This is a genomic window from Photobacterium sp. CCB-ST2H9 (assembly GCF_023151555.2).
Classification (GTDB): domain Bacteria; phylum Pseudomonadota; class Gammaproteobacteria; order Enterobacterales; family Vibrionaceae; genus Photobacterium.
The window spans coordinates 1,371,049-1,396,729 of record NZ_CP100426.1 but is presented as its reverse complement, the minus strand read 5'-3'; the positions used below and the strand labels follow the sequence as shown (position 1 = coordinate 1,396,729).

At 46.9% G+C, this 25,681-nt stretch carries 25 protein-coding genes; 7 read left to right on the top strand and 18 right to left on the bottom strand.

Features of this window, described 5'->3' with window-relative positions; genetic code table 11:
* Nucleotides 1-37 precede the first annotated feature (37 nt).
* On the top strand, nucleotides 38-1,879 hold the full coding sequence (locus L4174_RS23070) for an MFS transporter (RefSeq protein ID WP_248142914.1): 1,842 nt from the start codon (nucleotides 38-40) through the stop codon (nucleotides 1,877-1,879).
* A 142-nt stretch (nucleotides 1,880-2,021) separates the two neighbouring features.
* Here the strand turns inward: L4174_RS23070 and L4174_RS23065 are convergent, their stop codons facing one another.
* Together L4174_RS23065 and L4174_RS23060 are read right to left on the bottom strand one after the other, a co-directional pair.
* Complete coding sequence (locus tag L4174_RS23065) at nucleotides 2,022-3,494, bottom strand: PepSY domain-containing protein (protein ID WP_248142915.1); 1,473 nt, start codon at nucleotides 3,492-3,494, stop codon at nucleotides 2,022-2,024.
* Between the two features lie 105 nt (nucleotides 3,495-3,599).
* Nucleotides 3,600-3,971 (bottom strand): hypothetical protein, encoded by a 372-nt coding sequence (locus tag L4174_RS23060; protein WP_248142916.1) that lies wholly within the window; start codon nucleotides 3,969-3,971, stop codon nucleotides 3,600-3,602.
* A gap of 569 nt (nucleotides 3,972-4,540) precedes the next feature.
* Between L4174_RS23060 and L4174_RS23055 the strand changes: the two genes are divergently transcribed.
* A complete protein-coding gene (locus L4174_RS23055) occupies nucleotides 4,541-4,954 on the top strand; it encodes an aegerolysin family protein (protein WP_248142917.1) in 414 nt (137 codons plus the stop codon).
* 72 nt (nucleotides 4,955-5,026) lie between these two features.
* On the opposite strand, the gene L4174_RS23050 is transcribed toward L4174_RS23055, so the two are convergent.
* The 9 genes from L4174_RS23050 to L4174_RS23010 all read right to left on the bottom strand — a co-directional run bounded on the left by L4174_RS23050 (nucleotide 5,027) and on the right by L4174_RS23010 (nucleotide 13,359).
* Nucleotides 5,027-6,262, bottom strand: a complete 1,236-nt coding sequence (locus L4174_RS23050) for a His-Xaa-Ser system-associated MauG-like protein (RefSeq protein WP_248142918.1) — start codon at nucleotides 6,260-6,262, stop codon at nucleotides 5,027-5,029.
* Entirely contained in the window at nucleotides 6,263-6,610 is a 348-nt protein-coding gene (locus tag L4174_RS23045; RefSeq protein WP_248143355.1) for a TIGR03982 family His-Xaa-Ser system protein, read from the bottom strand.
* A 5-nt stretch (nucleotides 6,611-6,615) separates the two neighbouring features.
* Nucleotides 6,616-7,149, bottom strand: coding sequence for a His-Xaa-Ser repeat protein HxsA (gene hxsA, locus L4174_RS23040; RefSeq protein ID WP_248142919.1), 534 nt, complete (start codon nucleotides 7,147-7,149; stop codon nucleotides 6,616-6,618).
* Entirely contained in the window at nucleotides 7,146-8,264 is a 1,119-nt protein-coding gene (hxsC, locus tag L4174_RS23035) for a His-Xaa-Ser system radical SAM maturase HxsC (RefSeq protein ID WP_248142920.1), read from the bottom strand. The genes hxsA and hxsC overlap by 4 nt, the downstream gene beginning before the upstream one ends.
* Nucleotides 8,257-9,654 (bottom strand): His-Xaa-Ser system radical SAM maturase HxsB, encoded by a 1,398-nt coding sequence (gene hxsB / locus L4174_RS23030; protein WP_248142921.1) that lies wholly within the window; start codon nucleotides 9,652-9,654, stop codon nucleotides 8,257-8,259. The genes hxsC and hxsB overlap by 8 nt, the downstream gene beginning before the upstream one ends.
* Nucleotides 9,651-9,926: a His-Xaa-Ser system protein HxsD gene (gene hxsD / locus L4174_RS23025; protein ID WP_248142922.1), complete on the bottom strand. Its 276-nt coding sequence runs from the start codon at nucleotides 9,924-9,926 to the stop codon at nucleotides 9,651-9,653. The genes hxsB and hxsD overlap by 4 nt, the downstream gene beginning before the upstream one ends.
* A gap of 481 nt (nucleotides 9,927-10,407) precedes the next feature.
* Nucleotides 10,408-11,649, bottom strand: a complete 1,242-nt coding sequence (locus tag L4174_RS23020) for an RtcB family protein (RefSeq protein WP_248142923.1) — start codon at nucleotides 11,647-11,649, stop codon at nucleotides 10,408-10,410.
* A gap of 205 nt (nucleotides 11,650-11,854) precedes the next feature.
* Nucleotides 11,855-12,742 (bottom strand): DMT family transporter, encoded by an 888-nt coding sequence (locus tag L4174_RS23015; protein WP_248142924.1) that lies wholly within the window; start codon nucleotides 12,740-12,742, stop codon nucleotides 11,855-11,857.
* A gap of 116 nt (nucleotides 12,743-12,858) precedes the next feature.
* On the bottom strand, nucleotides 12,859-13,359 hold the full coding sequence (locus L4174_RS23010) for a GNAT family N-acetyltransferase (protein ID WP_248142925.1): 501 nt from the start codon (nucleotides 13,357-13,359) through the stop codon (nucleotides 12,859-12,861).
* Between the two features lie 150 nt (nucleotides 13,360-13,509).
* Between L4174_RS23010 and L4174_RS23005 the strand changes: the two genes are divergently transcribed.
* Nucleotides 13,510-14,532, top strand: coding sequence for a GlxA family transcriptional regulator (locus L4174_RS23005; protein WP_248142926.1), 1,023 nt, complete (start codon nucleotides 13,510-13,512; stop codon nucleotides 14,530-14,532).
* Here L4174_RS23005 and L4174_RS23000 read toward each other — a convergent pair.
* From L4174_RS23000 to L4174_RS22980, 5 genes are all read right to left on the bottom strand, one after another.
* Nucleotides 14,513-15,376, bottom strand: a complete 864-nt coding sequence (locus L4174_RS23000; RefSeq protein ID WP_248142927.1) for a dienelactone hydrolase family protein — start codon at nucleotides 15,374-15,376, stop codon at nucleotides 14,513-14,515. The two genes, L4174_RS23005 and L4174_RS23000, sit on opposite strands and share 20 nt — an antisense overlap.
* The gene (locus L4174_RS22995; RefSeq protein ID WP_248142928.1) at nucleotides 15,373-16,587 is read right to left on the bottom strand and encodes a PLP-dependent aspartate aminotransferase family protein; all 1,215 of its coding nucleotides are present in this window, start codon (nucleotides 16,585-16,587) and stop codon (nucleotides 15,373-15,375) included. The genes L4174_RS23000 and L4174_RS22995 overlap by 4 nt, the downstream gene beginning before the upstream one ends.
* A gap of 32 nt (nucleotides 16,588-16,619) precedes the next feature.
* Nucleotides 16,620-17,864 carry an MFS transporter gene (locus L4174_RS22990; protein ID WP_248142929.1) on the bottom strand — a complete coding sequence of 415 codons (1,245 nt, stop codon included), beginning with the start codon at nucleotides 17,862-17,864 and terminating at the stop codon, nucleotides 16,620-16,622.
* The gene (locus L4174_RS22985; protein WP_248142930.1) at nucleotides 17,864-19,201 is read right to left on the bottom strand and encodes an iron-containing redox enzyme family protein; all 1,338 of its coding nucleotides are present in this window, start codon (nucleotides 19,199-19,201) and stop codon (nucleotides 17,864-17,866) included. Before L4174_RS22985 ends, L4174_RS22990 begins: the two co-directional genes overlap by 1 nt.
* 227 nt (nucleotides 19,202-19,428) lie before the next feature.
* A complete protein-coding gene (locus L4174_RS22980; protein WP_248142931.1) occupies nucleotides 19,429-19,878 on the bottom strand; it encodes an HPP family protein in 450 nt (149 codons plus the stop codon).
* 107 nt (nucleotides 19,879-19,985) lie between these two features.
* Between L4174_RS22980 and L4174_RS22975 the strand changes: the two genes are divergently transcribed.
* A complete protein-coding gene (locus L4174_RS22975) occupies nucleotides 19,986-20,621 on the top strand; it encodes a TetR/AcrR family transcriptional regulator (RefSeq protein WP_248142932.1) in 636 nt (211 codons plus the stop codon).
* 91 nt (nucleotides 20,622-20,712) lie between these two features.
* Here L4174_RS22975 and L4174_RS22970 read toward each other — a convergent pair whose 3' ends face one another.
* Together L4174_RS22970 and L4174_RS22965 are read right to left on the bottom strand one after the other, a co-directional pair.
* Nucleotides 20,713-21,117: a tautomerase family protein gene (locus tag L4174_RS22970; RefSeq protein ID WP_248142933.1), complete on the bottom strand. Its 405-nt coding sequence runs from the start codon at nucleotides 21,115-21,117 to the stop codon at nucleotides 20,713-20,715.
* Complete coding sequence (locus tag L4174_RS22965; RefSeq protein ID WP_248142934.1) at nucleotides 21,117-21,425, bottom strand: carboxymuconolactone decarboxylase family protein; 309 nt, start codon at nucleotides 21,423-21,425, stop codon at nucleotides 21,117-21,119. Before L4174_RS22965 ends, L4174_RS22970 begins: the two co-directional genes overlap by 1 nt.
* Before the next feature lie 125 nt (nucleotides 21,426-21,550).
* Here L4174_RS22965 and L4174_RS22960 point away from each other — a divergent pair, with 125 nt between their 5' ends.
* From L4174_RS22960 to L4174_RS22950, 3 genes are all read left to right on the top strand, one after another.
* Nucleotides 21,551-22,444 (top strand): LysR family transcriptional regulator, encoded by an 894-nt coding sequence (locus tag L4174_RS22960; protein WP_248142935.1) that lies wholly within the window; start codon nucleotides 21,551-21,553, stop codon nucleotides 22,442-22,444.
* Between the two features lie 567 nt (nucleotides 22,445-23,011).
* Complete coding sequence (locus L4174_RS22955; RefSeq protein WP_248142936.1) at nucleotides 23,012-23,347, top strand: hypothetical protein; 336 nt, start codon at nucleotides 23,012-23,014, stop codon at nucleotides 23,345-23,347.
* Between the two features lie 596 nt (nucleotides 23,348-23,943).
* A complete protein-coding gene (locus L4174_RS22950; RefSeq protein WP_248142937.1) occupies nucleotides 23,944-24,387 on the top strand; it encodes a hypothetical protein in 444 nt (147 codons plus the stop codon).
* Nucleotides 24,388-25,681: the final 1,294 nt, after the last annotated feature.

The following is a 25,681-nucleotide window of genomic DNA, read 5'->3' as shown; positions in this document are numbered from 1 at the left end:
TCATTCATTATTGTCCGGCATCGGAGGAGACGACATTTTGTCCATTACCGCGACACTGCAACCGCTGATACTCCTGATCATCAGCTCTTTAATCCTGATGACAGGTCATGGATTGAGCGGCATTTTGCTGCCGGTTCGACTCGCAACCGACAACATCAGCCTGCCCGTCTCCGGCTTCATTTTATCCATGTACTCCTTCGGATTCCTGCTCGGGGCAACGGTTGCCAAACGCATCCTGAAACAGATTGGCCAGGTGCGCACCTTTGCCATGTGTGGCAGCCTGACAGCCACCGCGATTTTGCTGATGGGATTGCGTGATGACATGTTCATCTGGGCATTGATGCGTGGCCTGATGGGATTCTGTATTGCCTGTGCCTGCGTGACCCTGGATTCCTGGTTCGGCAGTGTTTCTACGGAGGAAAACCGCGGACGGATACTGGGTATCAATCAGGTCGTGATCTTATCTGCAATCACCCTGGGCCAGTTTGCCCTGCTCATCGCGCCCCCAACCGAGAGCACCCTGTTTGTCCTGTGCGGCATCCTGTTCAGCCTGTCGATTACACCGCTGGTGTTTGTATCTCATTACGAACCCAGCATTGAGCAGACCCCGCACCTCCCGCTCCGACAACTGTTCGCCTTATCCCCTCTGGGGGTAGTCACCGGATTTTTATGCGGCATGCTCTACTCATCGATGGTCAACTTGCTGCCCTTGTATGCGAGCAGTGAACACATCACCGGACTCAGGCTCTCCCTGTTCATGGGCGCCGCGATGGTGGGTGGCATAGTGCTACAATTTCCCATCGGCTATTTATCCGATCGGTTCGAGCGCAGAAAAGTGATTCTGGGCTGCTGCCTGCTCCTGTCACTGACGACCATTGCTTTGCCGGTGACCGTCACAACAGGGCAATTTGGCGCCATGCTTATCTGCAGTGCATTCACCATGGGGATCATCGCCTGCCTCTATCCGCTCAGTATCTCAGAGACCTTCGACCAGGCTCAGAAAGGACAACTGCTTTCCGTGCTGTCCGGGCTGCTCGGTATCTATGCCGCAGGTGCAATGATCGCGCCCTATACCGCGACCGTGGCAATGCAGCATCAGGGAGAAGTAGCGGTATTCGGATTCATGCTGGCCATAGAGCTGCTCCTGATCGGCTTTACCCTGTACCGGATGAGAGTCGCGCCCCCTATTGCGGTGGAAGCGCAAGAAACCTTTGTGATGCACACCCCCAATATGATCTATGAAGAGCTGGATCCGCGAACAGCATACCGGGAAACATCCGCAGACTTCGAACACGCCATGAGTGAGTTCGAAAAACTGGCTGCCGAACATCCGAACAATGCCATTGCCTTTGTCCGCGCAATATCAGCAGCCCATCCGGACTGGGCAGCCATGCTGGCAGAGAAAGCCACTCAGTTCCCTGATATTGATACGGTGCTGCTGTTTCGTGCGCTGACCATGCTCAATTCTGAGCTGGCCGTTGATATCGCCAGCCGTCTTGCTCAGGGAACACCGGAACAGGCCGAAGCTCTGGTGGACTGGCTACTCGACAAAGAGCCCGAGAATGCTTTAACCCTGCTGGCGAATATTGCCTTCATCGCGCAAGAGCAACAGGCAAAAGTTGTCGACGCCCTTGCCCAAACCAGCCCGGAAAAAATACAGGCATTTAGCCAGGAATATGTCGACTCAATGGCTGAAAATCTTGCGAGCCTGCGCGCCCCGGACCGGGAAGATGTCAATATCGAACACTGTGTCACGGGATTGCTGGATTCCGTCACAGCCGCCGCCCCCGAGCAGATGAAACAAGTCGCAGCCATCGTCGACGAAGGTGTGGGTGACTGGATGACGGATCAAAATGAATCCGAAACAAAAAGGGAATAAGCCCGGGTCGGGGCGGGCCGAGTCTTGATGGCAGTGGAACCGTCTGAAACAGAAACACACCGATCCTGAATTCTGGGCTGGGTACAGACTAGTAAAAAGCCTCCGAACGGAGGCTTTATCAATCACCAACAATGACCAGCCGTTAACTGAAAAATCGGGCCAGCGTCGGTACCCGGGTCAGGACCAGACGGTCGGCCAGCAACACCGTCACCATCGCGATACCCGCCAGCGGGAAACACACTCCCAGCACAGCAATCACGACCGTCGCGCCCTTCCACAAGGCCATATTTTTCGGTGCCGGCGGTGCGGAAAGCACTACTTTTCCTTTCGGACGGCGCAGCCACCACATCACCACCCCACTGACACTGATCAGAATAAAGGACAGGCAAAGCACGGTATTCACCGCTTTGTTCCAGCCACCAAAGTCACCCTCGTGCAGCGCAATCCCCCAGGCCATCGCTTTCGCCATGGGCGAATACTGACTGTATTTGATGTCCGCCAGCACTTTGCCTGTGTACTGGTCGATGTGCAGGGTGCGATCCTGCGTTGCATCCGTGGTGTCATTCCCCATGGTGCTTTGCAGAATGCTGTAGGAACCCAGCTCTCCTTTGGGCAGATTCACCCGAAAGGCGGTGAAACCCTGCTGCTTGGCAAACGCCACTACGGAATCCAGATTCACCTTGCCCTGAATTCCTGTTTTTTGAATCTCCGTGCCCTGAATCTGTGCTGGAGCCCCATGATGCCCTGCATGCGAACCGGACATCGGTTGTGAAACCGGCATCGCTGTCTGTTCCAGATTCCACGGCACTTCTTTCAGATTGCCATGGTTCATCTCAGCATGTTTGACATCAGACAAAGGCACATCGCCAAAGACACCGGTCGGGAACGTGTTCCACGCCTGCACCATTTTACTGCCCCAGACACCGGACCAGGACAGACCGGACAGCAAAAACAGCAACAGAAACACCGCCGTGACCACGCCCAGATTGGCATGAAGGTCGCGCCAGAACGTGCGTTTTCCGCTCGCCAGACGAATCCGGAACATCCCGGCTTGACTGGCATGGTCCCGCGGCCACCACAGGTAGGCACCACTGACAATCAGGATCACAGCAAAACTGGCCGCCAGTTCAATCAGGCGATCGCCAGCATCTCCCATCAGCAGCGTGCCATGGATCGACTCTGCCCACGCATACAGGTTGTTATCCCGGTCCAGACTGCCCAGCACCGCTGCGGTGTAAGGATTGACGGTCACGAAAAGTCCCTGTCCTTCAGCGGTGACTACCGCAAAACGACTGGCCTCTTCGGGTTGTTTCGGCGTCAGATATTGCTTGATGGTGGCATCGGGATACGCCTGCTGTACGGCGTTGAACTGCTGCGTGACAGAGACTGACTCACCCGCCGGTTCCACAAACAGGAGGTCTTTCAAACGGATTTGATCGAGAGATCCGGCATACATCATCATCAGGCCGGTCACCGCCAGCATGATTAAAAAAGGCACCACATACAGGCCCGCATAAAAGTGCCAGCGCCAGGCCGTCATATACCAGGCCCGCTGTTCCGTGCACTGTTTTGGCAGCTGATCCTGCTGCGATATTGAATGGTTCTGATGTTTCATGATCTTCCTTCCGGTGCGCAAATCACGCGCACAAACAAAAAGCCGCTGTCCGCAGACAGAGGCAACAATATGATTTCTTACGATTCTGAGAAATGCAGGGACGGTTTACGCGCGGGCGAAAACCGTTAACGCCAGCGGCGGCGCACGGGAAGGAAGAAGAAAGTAGTCCCACTGGCGTGGCGAGAACTGATAGGCGCTGAGCGGGTGTTCGCGAAGTTGAGTGCCCAGCCCCAGCCATCGGTCATCAGTATGAGCCAGGCTGAACATTCCGATGGGACAGTGCCCCTGAGGATCATGCTTAAGCTGATCCTTGCCATCGGCCAGTTTGACCAGTTTGAAACCACCGAGTGTACAAAGGCTTGCCCAGGTGCCGGCCGGTTGGTTATGAGCATTCACCACCGGCATCGCAACGATCAATAGCCAGCTCAACAGGCTGGCGATGATCATCATTCTGTGCAATGAATTCCCTGGGCGCATTCGTTTCAGTATCCTTGGTTGCGCGAGCATACTAGTGCTTTGCGCATGGATTCACAAGATCATTAATAAGGGTATTGATTAAGATAGGGTTGGTATGTCGCGCTTGTGTTCAGTACTAATCTCAACATCTTTGATGCGCGCCAGATACGCTTTTCTGGCACAAAGAGTAACCAGAAATGCCTTTTGTTCTCTGGTGTCGGCCGGGCCGGTTGCAGACGCTCCCGGCGCCGACAACTTAAAAATTCATCCATGAATTTTTCCCCTGGGAAGGTGGAAAAGTTTAGCGTTGAATTCGTTATCTCAATCTACTTCTGTTACGTATTCTAAATACTTTGATTGATCTTGAGCGAGAAAAAATGAGTGAGCTGTAACAGCCAATGTGTAAATACGCTAGTGACGAATTACCCGAATTTTATCCCAAAATCACAGTTCACAAACATGCTGTTGTTTCTTGATTTTCCTGTACTAACTTTACGCTGACTCGCTTAGATTCATCGCCAGTCAGTGCTTCTGAGATGTCAGCGATACCTCTAGGCTCTTCACTCAATTGCAATTTAAGGAGCTCTTCAATGGCTTACGCACAATGGGTCAGCTATACCGTCATCGCAGATAATTGCACCCTGCAAGTGAAAAACGCACAACACAGCTGGGGCAAATTCTATTTATACGACAATAAAGATCATGAGCTTTCTCCAGAGGAAGTGGATGGTCAGATTGTCGAGATTGGTCAGGAAGGTTTTAACATCGTCAGCTCTTGCGGTCGTTCTGACGCGTCTTCAGGCACACAAGGTTCTTTCGACCTGTACGACGGTTCGACAAAAGTTGTCACTTTAGTGTGGGATTGTCCGTGGGGCAGTAAATCGAACAGCTGGTCTCAAACGTCTCAGAACCGCAACTATGTTGTCTCTGTGACTGGTGGCTCGATGAATTCAGGCGCCATTGGTGTACTGACTGTAGAAGTCATCAAAAAACACGTCGGCTAACAACGAAGGCAGTGCGGGATTATCATCCGCACTGCTTATTTCTTTAATAAAATACATTTAATAATCATTAACTCACAACGCTTGCAGAAACTCTATTAAGTCTTTCAACTCAGATTCATCAATCCTTATCCATCGAAGCAAATCACTTCTACTTGCAAATGACTCGTTATTTTTAAGTATCATATTTTCTGAAACCTCTGAATTTCTAAAATAAAAAATTGGGCTAATATGATATTTTACAACGCCTTCTAACGTAGAAAAAATTCCATTATGTCCATAAGGTTCAGTCTGAGAAACGCTAACTAATGAAGGGGTTCTAAACTTATATCTGTCCTTGGTATCTAAAGTAACCATAGCTCGACCGAGATCTTGTCCAAACATATGAGGACCTTGTAGTCCTTGTGGAATACCAATCGAATGAAAAGACATGTCGCTCATTAAATCACCAGAATGACAAGAAGCACATCGTGCTTTTCCATAAAATAGCAAAGCACCTCTTTTTTGTCTCAAAGATAAAGCGGATGTTTTTCCTAAAATATACTTCTCCCAAGCAGACTGCTGACAAAGATCTTGAGTTTTTTTCCTAATGAAGCTAGCTAATGCATTACCGACTGTAGGTAACGTCAAATCTTCTTTAGGCATTCCTATATTTTTTAGAGCATTTAATAATTTTAATACATCTTTATCATCGATTTCTTTCAACCTTTCCTGAATAAAAATGTTCTGTGCAGAAACTTTATCGTGATAATACTGATTTTCAACTAGTTCTACATGGCGGTTAGAATCATACAGTTTACTCGTCCCTAAAAATTCATCACGAGCAAGCAAAGGCAAAACAGAGGCGACAGACAATGCAGAGTCAAAGCCCATTGAGAATCCTTCACCTATAGGAGAGTAAATCTCGTTATCTACTCTCTGAACTTTTCCGTCCCAAAAAAAAGTAGTAAATCGATTATCACCTCGCGCAAATACAGTAAATGCATTCCTTGGAACCACAGCCCCTCCACTCGCTAAACGCTCGGAACCTTCTCCTTTACCACCAACTCCAATAGCCAGTGAAAGACCATCAGCCAATGCTTTGTTGTCGATGTGACAATTGGCACAAGCCGTATCTTTATCACCGCTTAATACGGGACGTTCAAATATAACTTCACCAATTGATGCTAATGGAGAAAACTTGGTTAATTTATTTTTATCGCAAACATTTCCTTTAAGCTGAAATGCATCAATAGCAACCTTAAGTGAATCATCAATATTTAAAGCATTAGCCTGAAAAGCTACAAAAAGTAAAAAATACCACGCTCTCATTTACCGCTCCCTAAACCTATGCTGTTCTGTTAACGCCTCAATTGAACGTTGATGCAATTCTATTGCTTCCAAACCAAGATATTCCAAAACAGGTTCTGGTACTCGCAATGACAACATAATTTTTCTTGTCTTATCATACTCGTGACAGGCCATTAGATGAACTTTCGTGGTTTTTTCTAATTTTTCTGAACCTACTTGCTCAATGTACCAAGTTTCATCCATAGCTAAAGAACATTCAGCCGTTTGATCCATAAACTGCTTCTTATAATAGAAATATGCAGATACAGGTGCTATAAAATTAATTCCTAGCCATACTATACAGAAGACAGTGATAACCAAGATAAACATATGTTTCATCGAGCTAATATTCCCAACGAGTTAAGGGTCTGGGCATCGAGAGTCTGAGACACTGGGATATTGTTAGCACGACGATAAGCATTTAATGCTACACGAGTTTGGCTGCCCATTATTCCGTCAATGTTTCCTTTGTAGTAACCGTTAGTATAAAGCGCAAACTGAACCCTAAGAATTAAATCCTTTCGCTTTGCTTGATCTGTGGATGTCACTGTAGATGATTTTACTGGTGGATTAGAATAACTCGGTTTTACTGGCTCACTTAAAGGCTGAGAATTATATTTTTTTGTGGGAATTTGGTAAGTGCCTCCAGAAGAAGAACGGTGAGAACTATGACTTCTGTGACTACTATGGCTTCTGTGCGCTGCAATATATAACGGAATCTCTTCGTTGAGCGGAGCTAAAACAATACTGTCTAAAGAAAGCTCATCATTAATGTTATAGTCATTATTTGTTACTCCACTTGCTTCAGCACTAGAATTCATTGCAAAAAAACCTGGAAGCAATGCAGCTAAATTAAATTTTCTTTTCATATTATTCTCCTAGGGTTTTGATGATACTTTCCTCTGGACGAAGAAAAATACCCACCACAGCTATTTTTCAACTGACATAGTGAGCATTCATCAGGATAATAATTTTTCCAGTCTGATATTGATTTCACTGCATAAGACCTCAAACTATCAGGCAAATGACAAAGAGGGAAGTTAAACAATGTAGGGTTTAGACCCATAATATCTGCGGATAGCACTCCCTCCTTAAGTTTTTCAACATACTGCTCTGTGTCGCATTGTAATTTGAGCCAATTTCTTTTCGCCCACCCTGTAGCCTCTAAGTTCATTATTGAGAGCTGCACTACTGATGAGAAAACTCTACTAATAAACTCAACAACCATTGGTAACTCAAATGCATTCAGTTGAGTTGGAATAAAACGAACTTCCATCCCAATCCCTGAATTACCAGCATTCACAATCCCTAAAACTGTTTCAGAATAAGCACCACTTGCGCCAACCAATCCATCATGAACACTAGGTTTTACTGAATATAAAGGAACTCCAAATGTAATCTGCATTTGACGTGAACGTATAGCTATTTGCTTAGTGAATGATAAATCAGAAAATGCACGTCCATTAGTTAGAATGTGTAACTTTGTTTTAGGGGCGTATTTCGCGATAAATTCCAAGAAATTCAAAAATTCATTTCCATATAAAAGCGGCTCACCTCCACTAATTCCGACTTCGCCATCAAAATCGAATGCAGCTAATGCTTGTGCGCTGTAAGTTAATAGCCAATCGTCTCGTTCTTCCCGGGGTGGCTGAGAACAAAACAAACAGCGATTGTTGCATCGCTCTGTCACCAATAAAGTATTGTGATTTGCCCGTCTAGATAGAATGACTCTCAATTGTCCAAAGTTATTAATAGTGACGATATCACCATCTTCTATGGAGTTGTACAAGGAATTATTCGTTATTACACCAACAAAATTATCAGATAGCTGTTCTGAAATTATTTTCTTATCATCGACCAATAAAATCTGTTCTAAAAATCTCGTCTCAATTATCCGTTCTGATTTACGAAGTTGATAATATCCTGATTGTGTAAAATCATCATCATTCAGTGAAAAGGTATCAGGTCTAAGCACATCACTCATACATCCACTCCCTCATCATCAAACCAATACCATCATTCTTATAAAGATGCCGGAGTATTAAAGTAAACATAGCTTTATGGTATTGGCAGAAACGCGAAAGACTTTTGTCTCCTATCGGCTCACCAAAAATGCTAATATTTTGGCAGGGGTCAGATCCGCAATAAGGTTGATAAGCACATGAAGAACAACCAGGATGTATTGATGAAAAGGATTGTGACAGCACTCGTTGATACAATTCGTTTGTTGTAAATTTAGGGGTTTCAATAGTCCCTAAAGAAAAGTCCATATTAGGATTAGATTTTTGAAGCATCCTAGCTTCATCACTCCCGTAAATACGGCCATCATAATTATAGAGAATGCTATTCAATATCAGTCCACTAGGTGATTTTAAGTCAGCGTATCCATTATAACCCGCGCTTAGTACCCTTTTTATGTGTATCAATGCAGAATGCTCAATTATCTTTTCTCCAACACGAGATTTCTTATACAAGACATACAGAAGCTTTTCATAAAATGCTATGTAATCTTGAATTTTATAATTTGATTCTATTTCGGGATAAGCAAAACCGTAAGGACTTATTGGTCTGATAAACATATCTGACAAACCAAGTGAAATGTGAGCTTCAACAATATCTTCTGGATTGCTTAGCAATTTATTTGTTACTGTTGTTACTGTTGCGATGCGGTTATTCCCAAGTTGACGCTGAATTTTCTCAATCCCCTTTTTAACTAGTTCAAATGAATTCCCATTTTTTAGCAACCTGTTAGCGTTATGAACAAACTGGCTACCATCAAGAGATGTTGAAAAGTGAACAGACTTGTCCTTCCCCCAAATCAACACATCATCACTCAAAAGCGATAAGCTTGTTGCTATTACAAATTCAAATTGATTAACACCAAGTATATCCGATGCTTCTGCATATATTCGCTGAACGAGATCGAACCTTAGCAGAGGTTCCCCTCCCTGAATTTCTAACTTATAAGGTGGGGAAGAAAGTGACTTTATTTGTTTCATTATTAACGGAATCAAGCGTTCATCTAAATCATAATTACTTGCATTAACAGATGCTCGACTAACTTGGCAATATCGGCATGTATGATCGCATCTTAATGTAGGCACAATCATAAATATTGGATTGAATCGTAGTGCATTCATCAATCGTTTTGAAATACCAGAAGCCAATGCACTACTTGCTACCATATTATATTCAGGGTCAGTTATGAAAAGTTTCCGCTCAAGTGAATCATCTTTAATACGACAACCTGTAGAATTTTCACAAATAAGATTCTCTAATTCTTCTCTACTAAGGTATTCATAAAATCCCGATTGATTACTCAAAAAAGCCAAATCTTTATCAATAAACTCGAAGTTAAAAGGAAGAATATTCATTGTGATAGCTTCCTCTCAACTGACTGAAGTACTGCGCGAGAAATTGCATCTAAATGAACACCCGTTTTACCAGAAATCTTTTCCCTGAGCACATAGTCATTTATAAGCCGTTCAAATTCAAACAGAACTGATTCGTCCTCTGAAGAGAATGTAATTAACCACTCTTCATTTTCTTCATTTAATTTCCAATGAGTTAAAGGGGACATCCAATATAAAGAACTTCTTACAACCATTTCTGAGAAACTGTCCTTTTTCAATCTACGTATCACCACGATTGCACCTTTTTATTAACATTTACCAAAATTTAAAACTTCCATTAATAGTGAAAATTAGAAAATGGTAATATCACGATTTTTGAACTGTTTTCTAAAAAACGTATGAGGGAATTGTGAATTTCAGCCTAATTATCCCCAACCCCAGGGGAAAAATTCAGGACGAAATTTTAGGTTGTCGGCGCAGGGAGCACCTGCAACCGGCCCGGACACCACCAAAGAATCAAAAGGCATTCCTGGATACGCTTTGGGCCAACAAAACCTGTCTGGCGGGCATCAGAAAATGCTGAAGGACATTCCGAATTGAAAGCGCGACATGCAGCGTCTCCCAAAGATTGCATTCCACGCTACCGCCGAAGCGTCCAAACGAGCCCCTGAAACCTTACTGTCATCAATGCTAGAACAGGGTTTCAGGGTGACTGCATTCAATCCGTCACAGTGTGACTTCAAGCTACAAATGGTTGCGACTGCATTGTTTTGATTAGCCTTTCACGCAGACGATCTGCTTGAGGGTGTGCACCACTTCGACCAGATCTTTCTGGGCGGCCATGACGCAATCAATGTCTTTATAGGCCATGGGAATTTCGTCGATCACGCCTGCATCTTTGCGGCATTCCACGCCTTGGGTCGCCGCAACCTGATCGGCGATTTTGTACACCTTCTTGGCTTGTGTCCGGGACATCACGCGGCCTGCGCCGTGGCTGCAGCTGTTGAAGCTGTCGGCATTGCCCAGCCCGCGGACAATGAAGGATTTGGCGCCCATACTGCCCGGAATGATCCCCATCTCCCCTTTCTGAGCGCGCACGGCGCCTTTTCGGGTGACATAGCAATCTTTCCCGAAGTGATGTTCCCGCGAGACGTAGTTGTGATGACAGTTCACCGCCAGTTCAGCCGCAGAGAAATGCACACCCAGTGCCTGTTTCAGCGCGCTGATGGCGTTCATCATCATGATTTCCCGGTTCTTACTGGCGTAATCCTGCGCCCATTCGACGGCTTCGACATAATCGTCAAAGTACCGGCTGCCCTCTTTTAAGTAGGCTAAGTCCTGATCCGGCAGGTGGATCTGATGCCGGGTCATTTCTTGCTTCGCCAGTTCGATAAAGTAAGTCCCGATACGGTTACCGACGCCCCGGCTGCCGGAGTGCAGCATGATCCAGGCGCTGTCGTACTCATCTAAACACAGCTCCAGAAAGTGGTTCCCTGTGCCCATAGTGCCCAGATGATGAACGTTGTTGGTTTTGCGGATCGCCGGGTGTTTGTCACAGATGCGTTCAAACCGGCTTTGCAGGGTCAGCCACTCACTGGCGACCCGATCAGGAATTTTGTCCCACGCACCGATATCTTTTCGTCCGCGTCCGATGGTGCGGCCATGCGGTACCGCGGCTTCAAAAGCACTGCGCACGCCTTTTAAGTTATCGGGTAAGTCGCTGGCCTTCAGGCTGGTTTTGGCTGCCACCATGCCGCAACCGATATCGACACCCACCGCCGCCGGGATCACCGCGTTCACGGAAGGAATCACACTGCCAATGGTGGCGCCTTTGCCCAGGTGAACATCCGGCATCACCGCAATATGGTGATGCACGATATCCATGGCCGCAATGTGCTTCAGCTGTTCCTGCGCCTTGGGGTCAAAAGGCACGCCCCGGGTCCAGGATTGAATCGGCACATGCCCTTTGCTGGTCAGGGTGTCGTACTGCTTTTCGTGTTTCCCATTGTGTTTCATGGTTTCGTTCCTTCTGCTCTGTGCGAGCAACAACAGGGGCGGAATCAATTCGAGCAGCTTGCGCAAAGCGATATCTCACCCGATCCCTCTTTAGAAATTATCGTACTGATCTCATCTGACGGTCTGGGCTTTCAAGGACAGAAAAACAAAAAAGGCAGCGTCTCCGCTGCCTTAAAATATGAAAAATGTTTAGATTCGTTTTGACTTAAGCCGCCACCAGCTTGCTGCGGCGCGCTTTCAGTTTAAGCTGCGCAACCGCAACACCACAGAGCACCATGGCGCCGCCGATCAGATGCACCGCTTCCAGCTGTTCGTTCAGTGTGATGCTTGCGATGGTTGCGGTAATCACCGGCATCAGGTTCATGAACATCGCCGTTTTGTCTGCACCCAGCATTTTGATGGCTTTCATCCAGCACCAGGGCGCAACCACGGAAGCCGGAATTGCAGCAAACATAATCAGTGGCAGCGACTCGCGGGTGACTGAAATCCGCTGGCTGATAAACAGCATCGGCATCAGGAACAACACGGCAAACACGCCCTGAACATACACCGACTGCCAGTTACTCAGCGGCATGTCCCAGTGCTTGAGCAGCACGCAGTACAGCGCATACACGAAGGCCGCCAGCAACAGCAAGCCATCCCCCTGATTGATCCCCTGCGCCATCAGGCGGGCCGGATCCCCGTGGCTGAGCATCAGCACTAAACCGCCCAGCGAGAACACCGCACCGATCACCGCCATAGGCGATAACTTTTGCTTCAGAATCGGCACGCTCAGGAACATGCTCATCAGCGGCACCAGCGAGGTGATCAGCGCCATATTGGTGGCCGTTGTTGTCGAAGCAGCAAAATAGCCCAGCGACTGGTTGAGCACCATGCCCAGCAAGGCTAGAAATGCCAGTTTGGACAAATAAGGTCTGATACTGGCCCAGTGACGAATCACAGATTTCAGGACAAAAGGGGTCAGTGCCAGCATGGCAAAAAACCAGCGATAAAATGCGATCGCTCCCGGATCGATTACGCTGTGAGAAAGTTTGTTTACAATGGCATTCCCTGCCCAAATTGAAACGGTCAATAAGGGTAATAAGTAGATCATGCGCTGCCTTAGATTAAGCTCGTAGAAAAATACGCTGAACGTATGTATTCATTGTCTCAGGACAGCTAAGAAATACATATCTCTAACCGGACATCCGACCCTTACTGTCGGACATATCAGCCAACCAAGGGTGATAACTCAAAGCACAAAAAGTTTGTCTGGGTTTCTTCATTAAAATAGTGCTTCAGCAAACGTCCTCCGTTCCGCTCGATCACCTGACGGGAAAAGGTGTTTTCCGCATCACAGGTAATACGCACAGGTGCTTTGATCACATGCCTGCAAACCCATTGCAGCATCTGACTGGCCACTCCCTGACGCCTGGCGTTCGGCTGGGTTTCATACCCGATATGGCCCAGAATATTCTCGACACGTTCATTCGTACCGGTCCTGACCCGGATCGTTCCCAGAATTTCGCCATCCCGGATGCAGAAATAGGTGGTTACAGGTACCCAGCCTTCAGGCAAATTTCGCCCCTCTGCATAATCGACCCAGTTTCTGAGATACGCTTCCGGTGCATCCGCAGCGGACTGATAGTGTTTGATGCCACTTTCGGCACACGCTTTCACATAGGGAACATACATCTGCTCATGCCGCATGGCTGCCTGGACGATTTCCATCCTTTCTCCTTTTCAATCAATCCGCTTTATTCTGAATAAAATCAGTCAACTACCGCCCTTAATCTAACATACTCATTTTATTGCACTAGCCTCTGAGACAAACGGGGTGATACATTGAGTGAAGACTTAATTTCAAGGGACTCAGTGGCAATGGATACTGCCAACCTCAATGAATCACCGAGAGATATTTATTTCCTGCTGACGCCGGAAGTGCACCTGCTCGATCTGGCGGGCCCCTGTCAGGCATTCCACGAAGCCATGAACTACGGCATGAAGCTGAACTTACATTTCATTGGCGATCAGTCTTCTTTCAGCAGCTTTCAGGGATTAACCATTGGCGGTATTCAGCCGCTGCCATCTGCCTTGCCGGACCATGCCATCGTCATCGTCTGTGCTTCGAAGTATCACAAAGCGATCTATCAGAATCAGGCCAGTCAGACCTGTATTGAATGGCTCCGGCGGATGCCGAAAGACAACACGCGTATTTTGGGGATTTGTACCGGCGCTTTCCTGCTCGGACTGGCCGGATGGCTGGATGAGCGGGAATGCACAACCCATCACAAACTGACGCAGGCGCTTTCAGATCAATTCCCGGCGGCCAAGGTGATTCCGGAACGTATTTTTGTCCGCGACGACCAGATTTACACCACGGCAGGTGTCACGGCCGGGATCGATCTGGCGCTCCAGCTCATTGAAGAACTGAACGGCAGCCCGTTGGCTCTCGAGGTGGCACGTGAACTGGTAGTCTACCGGCGCAGAATGGCCAATGACCCGCAAATTTCCCAGCAATTGTGTTACCGCAGCCACATCTCGCCCCTGGTGCATTCAATTCAGGATTATCTGCAAGCCCGGTTAAACGAGAAACTGACATTAAACGATATTGCCGAGGTGTTTCGGGTTTCTTCCCGCCATATGCAGCGGGAATTTAAAAATGCCACCGGCGTGACGATTCGGGACTATCTGGTTGAACTCCGGCTGGAAGAAGCAAAAAGCTATCTGGAACACGGTGAAACCGTTGAAGTGGCAGCGTTCAAATCCGGTTTTCCGCAGGCCAGTTCTCTTCGGGCGGCCTGGAAGAAAAAGTATCAGTCCCTGCCAAAAGAATCCGCCGCTAAGGGGCACGCGGCGGCCGAAAGTACAGGGAGATACCTGTTTAGTCGCTCAACCGACTGACAAAAAACTGAGATGCCAGTTGGAGTGCATGCTGGGTTGCTTCCGGGTTATAGCGGATCGGAACATTACCGCCCTTCCCTCTGAAAGCGTACGGGTCAAAGAAAAGACTGTCGGCTCTGGGCAGTTCAAAGGCATGGGTTGCCCCGGCCAGCGTTTCCAGTGTCACCCGGGACTGGCTGTCGGTGGGTAATTGCTGCACCAGATGCTCACAATCGTCCGGCCCATCATATTTATCCTCGGCGCCGGACAGAATCATCAGCTGGCGGCCTGCCGCAATCCGGGTAAACGGATACCCCGGTACCTTGTTATACGCCCAGCAGACCGGATAATTCGCGACCATTGCTTTGAGTGGCGCGGTCTGTTGTTCTCCGGCCATCAGCATCGCGACGACCCCACCCCAGGAAAACCCGATCAGACCGATATGGTCGGCATCAATATCCTGACGTGATTTCAGATAATCAATCGCCGCATAAACATCCGGCAGCGTGTCTTTGACATGCTTGGGCCGGGAGAGACCGCCGTCCAGACCGCGGGCCGCCCACATATCGATTTCCAGTGTCGCAAGCCCCCGGCTGCTTAGCGCCTGACTGTAAAGCGTCCCGCGCTCATCTACGCCACCGGAACCATGCACGATAATCACCGCCGGCACCGGCGCCTGAATCCCTGCCGGTCTGGTAAACCGGGCGGCGATGGTCAGCGGTGCCGTGGTCCCGGAGACTGACGGGAACGCGACATAGTTCTGTTTTAGTACAGTTTGCGGATCCAGTTTCGGTCCGGCATTGGCAAGATTCGCAACCAGCAGACCGGCGATCCAAAACGAGGTGTATAAAATACGGTTCATCATGACTGCAATACCACTTCCTTGGGTGACGGGTCTTTTGAGGATTGCTGATTCTGAGAGGCGGCCAGTGCCTGTTGCAGATCGGCGATGATATCTTCACTGGCTTCCAGCCCGACACATATCCTGACGAGGCCGCCACAGATCCCGTATTGTGCTTTCTCTTCAGACGAATAGCGGCAGTGCGTTGTCGATGCAGGATGCGTGACCATCGACTTGGTATCGCCGATGTTGGTACAGCGCGACACCAGCTGCAAAGCATCGATACATCGCCAGGCCGCTTCCTGTCCGCCATCGACCACAAAACTCAGGACCGGACTGTGTCCGCTTTGCTGTCTGGCGATCACCGCGGCCTGCGGATGATCGTCACTGAATGTGGCGAAAACCTGCCGCACACAAGACTGCTCGCGCAACCATGCCGCCACCGTTCTGGCATTTTGCTCATGCAGCGTCATTCTGGCTTTCAGAGTATCCAGCCCATGACTGAGGACCCAGGCGGTAAATGCATTCATGCAGGTGCCTGAGCTGCGCAGATAGCCTTTCAGCGGCTGAATCATCGCTTTGCGGCCCGCAATGACTCCGCCGACGGTCCGGCCCTGCCCGTCAATGAATTTCCCGGTTGAATGCAGTACCAGATCCGCGCCATGGGCCAGTGGACGCTGGTTCACCGGAGACAGCAACGTATTGTCCACCACCAACAGGGCATCATGATGCTTCGCCAGGGTGGACAGCCAGGATAAATCCGCCACCTTCAGCAAGGGATTGGTGGGCGATTCCACCAAAATCATCCGGGTATTCAGCTGCATCGCATCCTGCCAGGCATGCGGGTCATCCAAATCCACACAGGTAGCCGTAATACCGAACTGTCCGAAATACTGTCGGAACAGATGCGTCGTGGTGCCGAAAATACCGCTCGCCAGCAGGACATGATCGCCCTGTTTGAGAAACGTGATTGCCAGTGCCAGATAGGCAGCCATACCCGAGGCAAAGGCAACCGCAGCTTCTGCATTTTCCAGGGATGCTAGCTTCTGTTCAAAATATTCCACGGATGGATTCGTAAACCGGCTGTAAATGTTGCCTTCTGTGACCCCATTGAACCGGTCACTGGCTTCCTGCGCGGAGTTAAAATCATATGCCGACGTCATGGCAATGGCAGCGGCATGCGAATCTTCCAGCGACGGAAACCCCATGTGAATTGCTCGGGTGGTTTGTTCCATGCGTAATAGTCCTTTCATCCTTGAAAAGGTGATTAAGATGGCGAAGCCATCTGAGATTGCGGCTTCTCTTTCAACACATCAGAGAAGTAGAAAACCAGCCCGGTTGCCACAGACACAAAACACAGCCCGGTTACCGCCAGCGTGATCAATGAATAACTTTGTGTCGCATCAAAAGACAACCCGCCCAGCCAGACCGTGCCGAACACAAAGACCTGGTGGACTGTGAACAGGCAACCGAAAATCTTACCTTTCACTTTCTCTCCGTAAGCTTTGAGACACATCAGCGAGGTGACAATCACGGTGCCCATGTACGTCAGCCCGAACAGAACAGCGAAGATCATGCACATGATGAAGTTATCGGCGGCCAGCACAATCAGGAGTGATGCACCGCGTACCGCATACAGCAGGGCAAGCATCAGCGCGGGCGCGGAAAACCGCAGCAAATAGCCCACCACAAAAGCACCAATCAGTTCCGCAGCACCCAGCACACTCAGCGATGATGCAACCAGAGCGGCTCCGCCCTCACCCTCGGTAAATCGCTCTTGCAGCATGGGCACCAGATGCACATCAATGTAAGCCATGGATGCGCCACAGCCGCCAAATGACAAAGCGAGTAACAGAAAAAGCGGTTTTCTCAGGTGCTGGTGCCACTTCAGATCATCGTCAGCTACGTCCGCCGCCTCAGTCACGAATTCCCGCCGCGGAAAAACACTGCACAGCCAGATACAGGCAGGCAGAATGACCAGTGTAAAGACCCCGAAAATAATCAGACTGACGTCCTGCCAGATCAAAAACGTATTCAGCCAGACCCAGAATGGCGACAGCACCATAAACCCAATCGCCGTGCCGTTCGTGATGGCCGCATAAGCCATCCCTTTCTGCTGGTGATCAAAAATCCGGTCAACCAGCAAGGCCAGCGGTACAAAGGTCATTGCGGTTAAAGCGTATGCAGCCAGCACACCGAACAACACCAGAAACAGCCAGAAATTGAACGACAGCATCATCAGCATATATACAAAGGTTGCCACGACGGCGCCGGATAAAATCGTCAGCGCCGGGCCAATCCGGTCACAGATCCAGCCCACCACAGGTGAAAGCAACCCGATCGACAGGCCAAACAGCGCGCTGGTGAGCGAGAACACACCTCGCCCTAGTCCACACATGCTGGCTAAATCCAGAAAATAAACCTGATAGCTGCCTTTAATTGATGACGCCCAGAATGTCACCAGCACGCCAACCGAGATGGCGATGATCTGCTTATTCCGTGAGATTTCCATCAGACCTCCCCAATCAGCTCCGCCTTCGCAGCCTGATCTTGCTTATCGTATCCAAAGTATTCATATACACCCTGATACATCTGATAGAAAAGCTCACAGGTGGTCTCAATCGCTTCAATGGCTTCCTGTTGCCGCTTCGGCGTATCACATAGATCCGCCAGCAAGGCCAGCCCCTGCTGAACATGACCGACATCCTCTTCCTGATGCACGGAGAAGAACAGCAGATCTGCCTCTTTCAGATCATAAACTTTGCCCAGAATATTGTGCCGGGCTTCGTCCCCGACACTTTCCAGATTCTGCCCTTCGCTGGCCACCATGACCGCCGCCGCTCCAATGTGGTACAGGTCGGGGTTTTTGCAGGCAATCATCCGGTAATCAATCAACGCCTGCGTCTGTGGCAAAGCGGTCGCAGCATCGCGCTCTGCATCGGAAATCCCCAATGCACGCACAAAATCCTGCATCAGTTCCACATGATTTTTGGTGTTGGATAAGCGGCCGGTTTCTTCTTCATACATATTGTGCAGCAGTGCACGTTTATGTTTTGGCAGCGGACAGTGAAAAAATAAATGCTCGATATAAGTCAGAAAGTTCTTCGTAAGCTGATAACCCTGAAGCGTGGTGAATTTTAATAAATCAGAATTCGGATGCTTTTCATCCAGCAGATATTTAAATAAGGGATGACCTAAAGTCAGATGTTTTTCTAATGTTTCTCGCATCTGTGTGCGAAATTCTTTTTTAGGGATAAGTTCAGTGCCAACTGACATTTTTTCACTTCCTTGTGTGTAGAATATTTTGAATCGATTCCAGAGATCCTGGGTTCGTTGTTTCATGAAATAGCCGTCAAAGGACTTGCCCTGAAAACGGCTGTAGTCATTCAGGATGCCGTATGTTTCAAATCCGCATTTTTCCCAGATCCGGTGAGCTTTTGTGCCGCCCCGAACATCCAGCGTCAGCAGCTCTACGCCTTGTGCCATGCACTCACAGGCGATGGCTGCCAGGGTTTGCTCAAGCAACCCCTGACTGCGAAAATGCGGGTGAATCATACCTTTTTGAAGATCACAGAGATGTCTGGTTGTCTGCTGATGACTTCTCTTGAAGAAACAACAGACAACCAAAGTTTCCTGATGCTGACCGACCAGGATTTGAAGGCTCTGACTGGCAATCTCTTTTTCCAGTGAAACTAAGTACTGAATTGCTTTTTGATCATCAAACGTTGTATCAAAACCTAATATCGCATCATCAGTAGAACTTAATTTCAGCAACTCAATCAGTTGCTGCTGATATTCATAAAACAGATCAACGCGATGAATCAGTACATAAGATAAAGGTTCAGCCACAATAAGTCCCTGTAAGCATGGGAATAAACCCGAAGAAGAAAACGGATTCAATCTTATTAAGCACTGAATCAATTTCATAGGTTAAAAAGTGACATTTTTTCACCAGAAAAGTGACATATCAGTAAAGTACAGACGGCACCATGATTACTGCTTGGCACGATAATGGGTTAAAAAGCTCACAGATTGAAATGCTTACAGGGTGAAGAGACCGTTGGCGACAACTGAACTTACTGACTCACCGCCCTGCGCTGCAACTTGAGCAGCTGACCGATCAGTACCATCACGACAGCCCCCAGAAGCACCGGCGTGAAGAGAAATGACCAGCTTTGTCCGGTCAGCATGATCAGTAACGGGTTTGCTCCGGCAGGCGGATGGGTTGTTTTCGTCACCAGCATCGCAGACACCGCAAGGCCGGAAGCTACAGCCATCGTCAATGGCGTTACCCCGACAAAACTCACGAAAAACACACCGATAAATGCAGTCAGCAAATGTCCGAAAATGACATTCTTCGGCTGGGCCAGCGGGCTGTCCGGTACACCAAATACCAGTACTGCCGTCGCACCGAAAGGCGCCATCAGCCACAACCCTGACGTCGTCATGCTGTCTGCCAGTGACAGTAATCCAATCGCGACCGCAGCGCCCAAACCCGATATCAGTGCAAAACTATATTGATTCATTTGTTTCTCCTTGAACAGACAAAGTAGACCGATTTGTCTACCCCGCAAACAGAGTAGACAAATCGGTCTACCTGTGTCAACATCTTTTCAACGGAAGAGGAATCGTGATGAGCCAGACATCTGAGAAACAACCATCGGTGAAACAAACACCGGTTCAGCAAACGCCAGCAAAGACAGACAAAAAACAGCTGCTCATTGAAACGGCGCTGACCCTGTTTTACCGCCAGGGCATTCATGCGGTCGGAATCAATGAAGTTCTGAAAGTTTCAGGGGTGGCGAAGAAAACGCTCTACAGCCATTTCGCCAGCAAAGACGAGCTGGTCCTTGCCGCACTGGCAGCACGTGATGACATTTTCATGAGCTGGCTGGAAACATTGCTGTCGCCGGCGCAGGATGACATCGAACTCATCACTCGTCTGTTCAATGGCCTCAGTGACTGGTTCCACAACCGCGTGCCAGCTCTCAGTCCGTTCCGCGGCTGCTTTTTCATCAACACCTCGGCAGAATTCAGCGAAGAAAACGCTGCCATCACAGCCTATTGCAGCGACCACAAACACAAAGTCAGAGCCTTAATCGAACAGCATCTGCACAGTCGAAACGAAAGGTTGCTGGACACCATCTGTCTGATGAAAGAAGGCGCCATTGTGTCGGCATTTGTCGGAAAAGATCTGGATGCTGCTGAGAAATGTATCGGTGTACTGGTGGATTTAGTCCACAGGAGCAGTGAAATTCATCAACCCTGAGCGATCTGCTCCTTGATAGCAGTGTTGACTTTGTGCTAGGAAAATCTGCCAACCAGCCAGCGCACAGGCTGGCTGGTTCAAAGCTGTGGTTTCAGTTCCCTTTGTCTAAGGCTTCCTGAATGGTATAAAGGTTGCCGCCACTAAAGCTCCAGTCGTCCGGGTTTGTAAACTGAATCACAACCATGACATCGTCCTGAGAGATCCCTGTCTTTTCGGAGATTCTTTGCGAAAGCACTTGATAAAAACGCGCTTTCGTTCCCTTATCTCTGGGCTTTCCCGCGATAATCAAAAATAAAATATAGTTCGATGTTCTTTTGCCGGACAAATAGGTCTCATCATATATCAATCGGCCTTCTGGATATTCATCAATGACCTGAAAACGATCCTCTGGTGGGACATTGAATTCATCGACAAGTGTTTGGTGCAGTGTATCTGAGATGATTTTCAATTCTTCTTCAGATCGGCCGGTCTGAACCATAATTCTGGAAAAAGGCATTATTCATCTCCATCATTCAATGTTTGCAAAGCAGTCACCGCACTGGGCCAACCGACATAAAAAGCAAGATGTGTAAACACTTCAATGATATCGTCTTCAGTCAGTCCATTTTCCCGGGCAAAATTGATATGCCAACGTAACTGTTCGTATTTATTCATCGCAACCAAAGCACTCATCGTAATCAGGCTGCGTTCTCTGAATGTCAGTTCTTCTCTCTGCCAAAGATCGCCAAATAATGTATTCGTTGTTAGCTCTGCCAGTTTCGGTGCGACTTTACCTAATGAGTCTTTATCAAGCGTTTTGCCCATGTGTTTCTCCTTCGGTTCAATTCAATCATTGCATGTTTTCAGAACATGACAGCGATTGTTACCGAACCAAAAGCCTTATAAAATCAAAACATTCTGAAGCAATCTTCCCGAAAAACAGGAATATTATGAAGCGTCCTGAATCCATTGATTTAGATGCATTGAGAACGTTCGTCGTCGGTATCGACTTAGGCAACTTTACCCTTGCAGCCAATCAACTCTGCCGATCGACTTCAGCAGTCAGCGCACAATTGAAAAAATTGGAGCAGCAATGTGGGGTCAAACTTCTGTCTAAAAGTGGCAGAAATTTGCGGTTAACCGAATCAGGTGAGTTATTGTTGAGCTACGGAAAGAAAATGTTATCAATCAATGATGAAGCTCTTCAGGCGATTCAGCAGCAAACCATTCATGGCGCTGTCAGTATTGGATTACAAGAAGACTTTAGTGAGCGACTACTGCCTAATTTATTAGGTCGGATCGCCAGAAGTTTCCCAAACATTCAGATTTATGCGCAATGTGGCCGAAACAACACGCTCAAAGAAGAGAGCCTTCACAATAAAATTGACTTTGCTTTATGTTGGGAAAATCCGCTTGAAATGAATCAGGAACGACTCATCACGGAAGTCCCTCAGCATTGGATTGCCAGTCCATCATTTGACCTGTCATCCTATTTGAGTTCAGGGAAACCTCTCCCGCTGATTTTATTAGAAGCGCCATGTATTATTCGTGATGCCGCAATAAAGACATTAGACCAAGAAAATATTCCCTGGAAAATTGCCGTCTCCGGAGGCAGCCTCTCCGGAATCTGGGGAGCAGTCAATGCCGGTCTTGGTATCACCGTCCGTGCAGACTTAGGCATCCCAAACTCATTAGCCGTGATTCATCATGAGCTACCCAAATTACCGACAATCGGATTATCTTTACTGGAATCATCACTGAAAAAAGAAAAATCTCAGATACTCATCAAAGAACTCCTTCTTGATGAATTGCAACGCTATATTTTTCAATTTTCGATACGATGAAAAGACGAAGGGCTCCAGAGAGCCAATACAGCCCTAATCCCATCCCATTAAAACTATGTTGCTGATTTTAATGGTTTCCAGTGCTTGCTTCATCAATCGGTTGAAGCATCCTTCCAAGGTCTGCCCGCGCTCATTTCCCTTCTTATCATGCAACCTTGCGCTTACCCACAGATATACAACCCCAAACGCATCACTTAGTGAAACGTGATTCTTATCTGCCTATCATGTACGGCAATTTACAGCACGTGACTTGATTGTCAGGGGCGGTAGCGTGCTTGTGTGGACATCACTGGATATCAGCACGCAACGGCTAAAGGCACTTGTGTGAATGTTGTTCAATCGGTGGTGGTATATCGGTCATCATTTCACAAAAACAGTTGAACAGAACCGGGACTATCGTATGTCGCATTTTCGATTTCGAATCACATGCCGCTGATTTTCGATGCAGTGAGTAGAAATCGTGAAAATCTTGATAGAACAGTTACATAGAGCCGTGTGCAGAGTTAAGATATACGACATTATGTCGTCGAATAAAATGTTATACATCATTCAAAATGTGGAGGTTAAATGAGAAGGTTACTTTTATTGGCATCTTTGGTGTTATCAACAAATGCGTTTGCAGCGTTTAATTGTGAAGTTGAAGTCGAGCGAGTCTTGGTTTACGGAGATGGTGGTGTAAACGTTTTACACTCTGGTCGAAATGATTTCACTTACATATGTAACACAAAGGGAACATGGAAGGGGATTGATACCGTTACATGTTCTTTGTGGGTAGGAATGCTTCAAAGTACACAAAACAATAACAAGAAAGCAATATTTTACTATGATGGACAGGGATCGTGCGCTAGTTTAGGAACTTATGGCAATGCTCCAGCTCCTGTATATATTGGTTCAATAAAATAGGTAAGAAACGCATAGCAAAAACTCTAAACCGACAGCCAACGTGTGGCACTTTTGGTTTGCCTGCTGCAAGTAAGCATTCATAGGTTGCCTTAATATAGGATTACTTTGGATAGCAAACATCATGGTCATGTAAAGCACGCTCCTTACCTTTGAATGCCACCTTGAATGATTCTTTTACCTTTGAATCGGCCACTTTCTATGGTGATAAGAGCGACACCAGTGAAAGATGCGGCTTGTTTATGCTGATATAACCAAGCTCTGGAACATGACAAATCAGAGAAACTACGACGATTTTCCACACACCAGGTATGCCCTGCAATAAATCATTTAACTTGGTATTCAGGGCAAGTATCTATTCAACAGGCAATCTTGGATTCGACTCTATGAATCTGGTTTTTGAGAGGCGTCAGGATTGGTTTAATCGATGGTACGAGAGCTTTGGGTAAGACTTGTAGTCTGTTCTTTTACATTTAAGAGTGATTTCGGTGGATTTTCTTGGGTGTCGTGATAGTTAACTGCACCTTTGAAAAACTTTATGTTACTATCTGCCGTCATAATTTATGAATTTATTTATGTAATAGAAGATGGAAACTAAAGTGGAAAAAGTAACCAATCAAAAAGGCAGACCGATTAAATCGATAACCCTAGCACTTTTGATTGATCTCATTGGCACAAGTATTGTGTTTATAGCAGGCGGTTTTGCGTATGTATATTATCTAAAGAACAGTGGGTTAAAAAACAGTGAAGTAATTGAAGCAATTAATCACATATACCCGATGTCACCTTTTCTTTTAATTAGCATTTTTCTTGCGAGCTTCATCTCTTGCTATGCTGGGTATTTTTGTGCAAAGACCTCTAGAACAAATGAATATAGAAATGTAGCTGTATTGGCATTGATTAATGCCGGGCTATGCTTTTCTTTATCAGGTAGCTATAGCTTAGCTCATATTACAATATTATCAGTTGGCAATGCCTTGGTGTTTTTTCTGGGAGCTTATTTATGGAAAAGAAAAGCCTCGAAAGAATGTCACAATCTGTAGGTCGGACTTGGCATAATATATAAAATAATTTAATAGTGATTCCCAACGCAAGGCATTTTTGTCTCAAAGTTGGGTTTCTTGTTTACGGTGCAATGTTTAAGGTGAGGTGTAAGATTTGCTCCTCCCTTACCTCGACGTAATCGTTCATGAGGAACTTATGATTGGAATCCGATGTCACATAAAGTTGATATTCATTGTCCATCTTGTGGTAAACATTGAATTTTGAATTTGCAGAGGTCGTTCGGATTAAAATCAGAAATGATATTCAATTTTTTAAACATAGTGACTTGTTCGAGTACAGGATATTCCAAAATTCTTGCAGCCATAAGTGGTATGGAGCACTCTATTTTTCCAATCTTCATGGCGGTACAGTAAATACGCTAAGAGATTTACCAAAAGGTAATGACCCAGAGATCTGTTATCATTCTAAATATTTATCATGTCGTCATGGAACGGATGTCAGTGCATAGTGTTGTGAACACTGTTTTTCACGTAAAGTGTACGTTTTAAATTGGCCTGAAGATGCTTTTTATTCAATCTGTTATAAAGGTGAAATGCTTTGGGGATTAAACCGTGAATCACACGGTAGAACTTAGAGATTTTATTGCTTCGAATAACAGACAAATAAAAAATCATGCATGGTCAATTTTCAGCTGCATGTGCCAACAATTTTCAAAAAGCATAATGCGCGCAGAGCTGTAGTGAGGGCTCTAAACAGCAAGCTGAATCTATAACGAAGACTTTATTAGTAACGCCTAACGCTTGGCATTTTCAGTTCAAACTTGGGTTTGGCACTTAAAATACAATGCCTTAGACTTTGTGGTAACTTTGCTCACACCTGAATGTGCGCTCTATTTTGGGGAGAGATTTTGGGTAAATGGGACTCGGCAATGTTTCGGAGCATCGCAATTGTCGGTGCTTTGGCATTTTTATGCATCACCCTTCTGGCGGTCATTGATGGTTATCAACGCCACGAATTCATGATGCTGATCACACTATACGGGACAAGCTATCTCGTTATATCCTTGCTTGGTTGGTTTTTACTCGGACTTCCCATCCATTACATATTGTCACGGTACTCTGAAAGAAGCTATATGCGTTATTTTCTATCTGGATTTCTCATATCTGTTTTATTAGGTTTAGCATTAAACTTACGTATCAGGCTATTCTTTGGCACATTCATTCTAGCTCAAGCTTTATTATTCAGACACTTTGTGTATAAAAAATAGAACATGCCGCTGTAGTCAGTCACTATACACTCTCTGGGACATAACCATAGGGCAATTTCGCAATT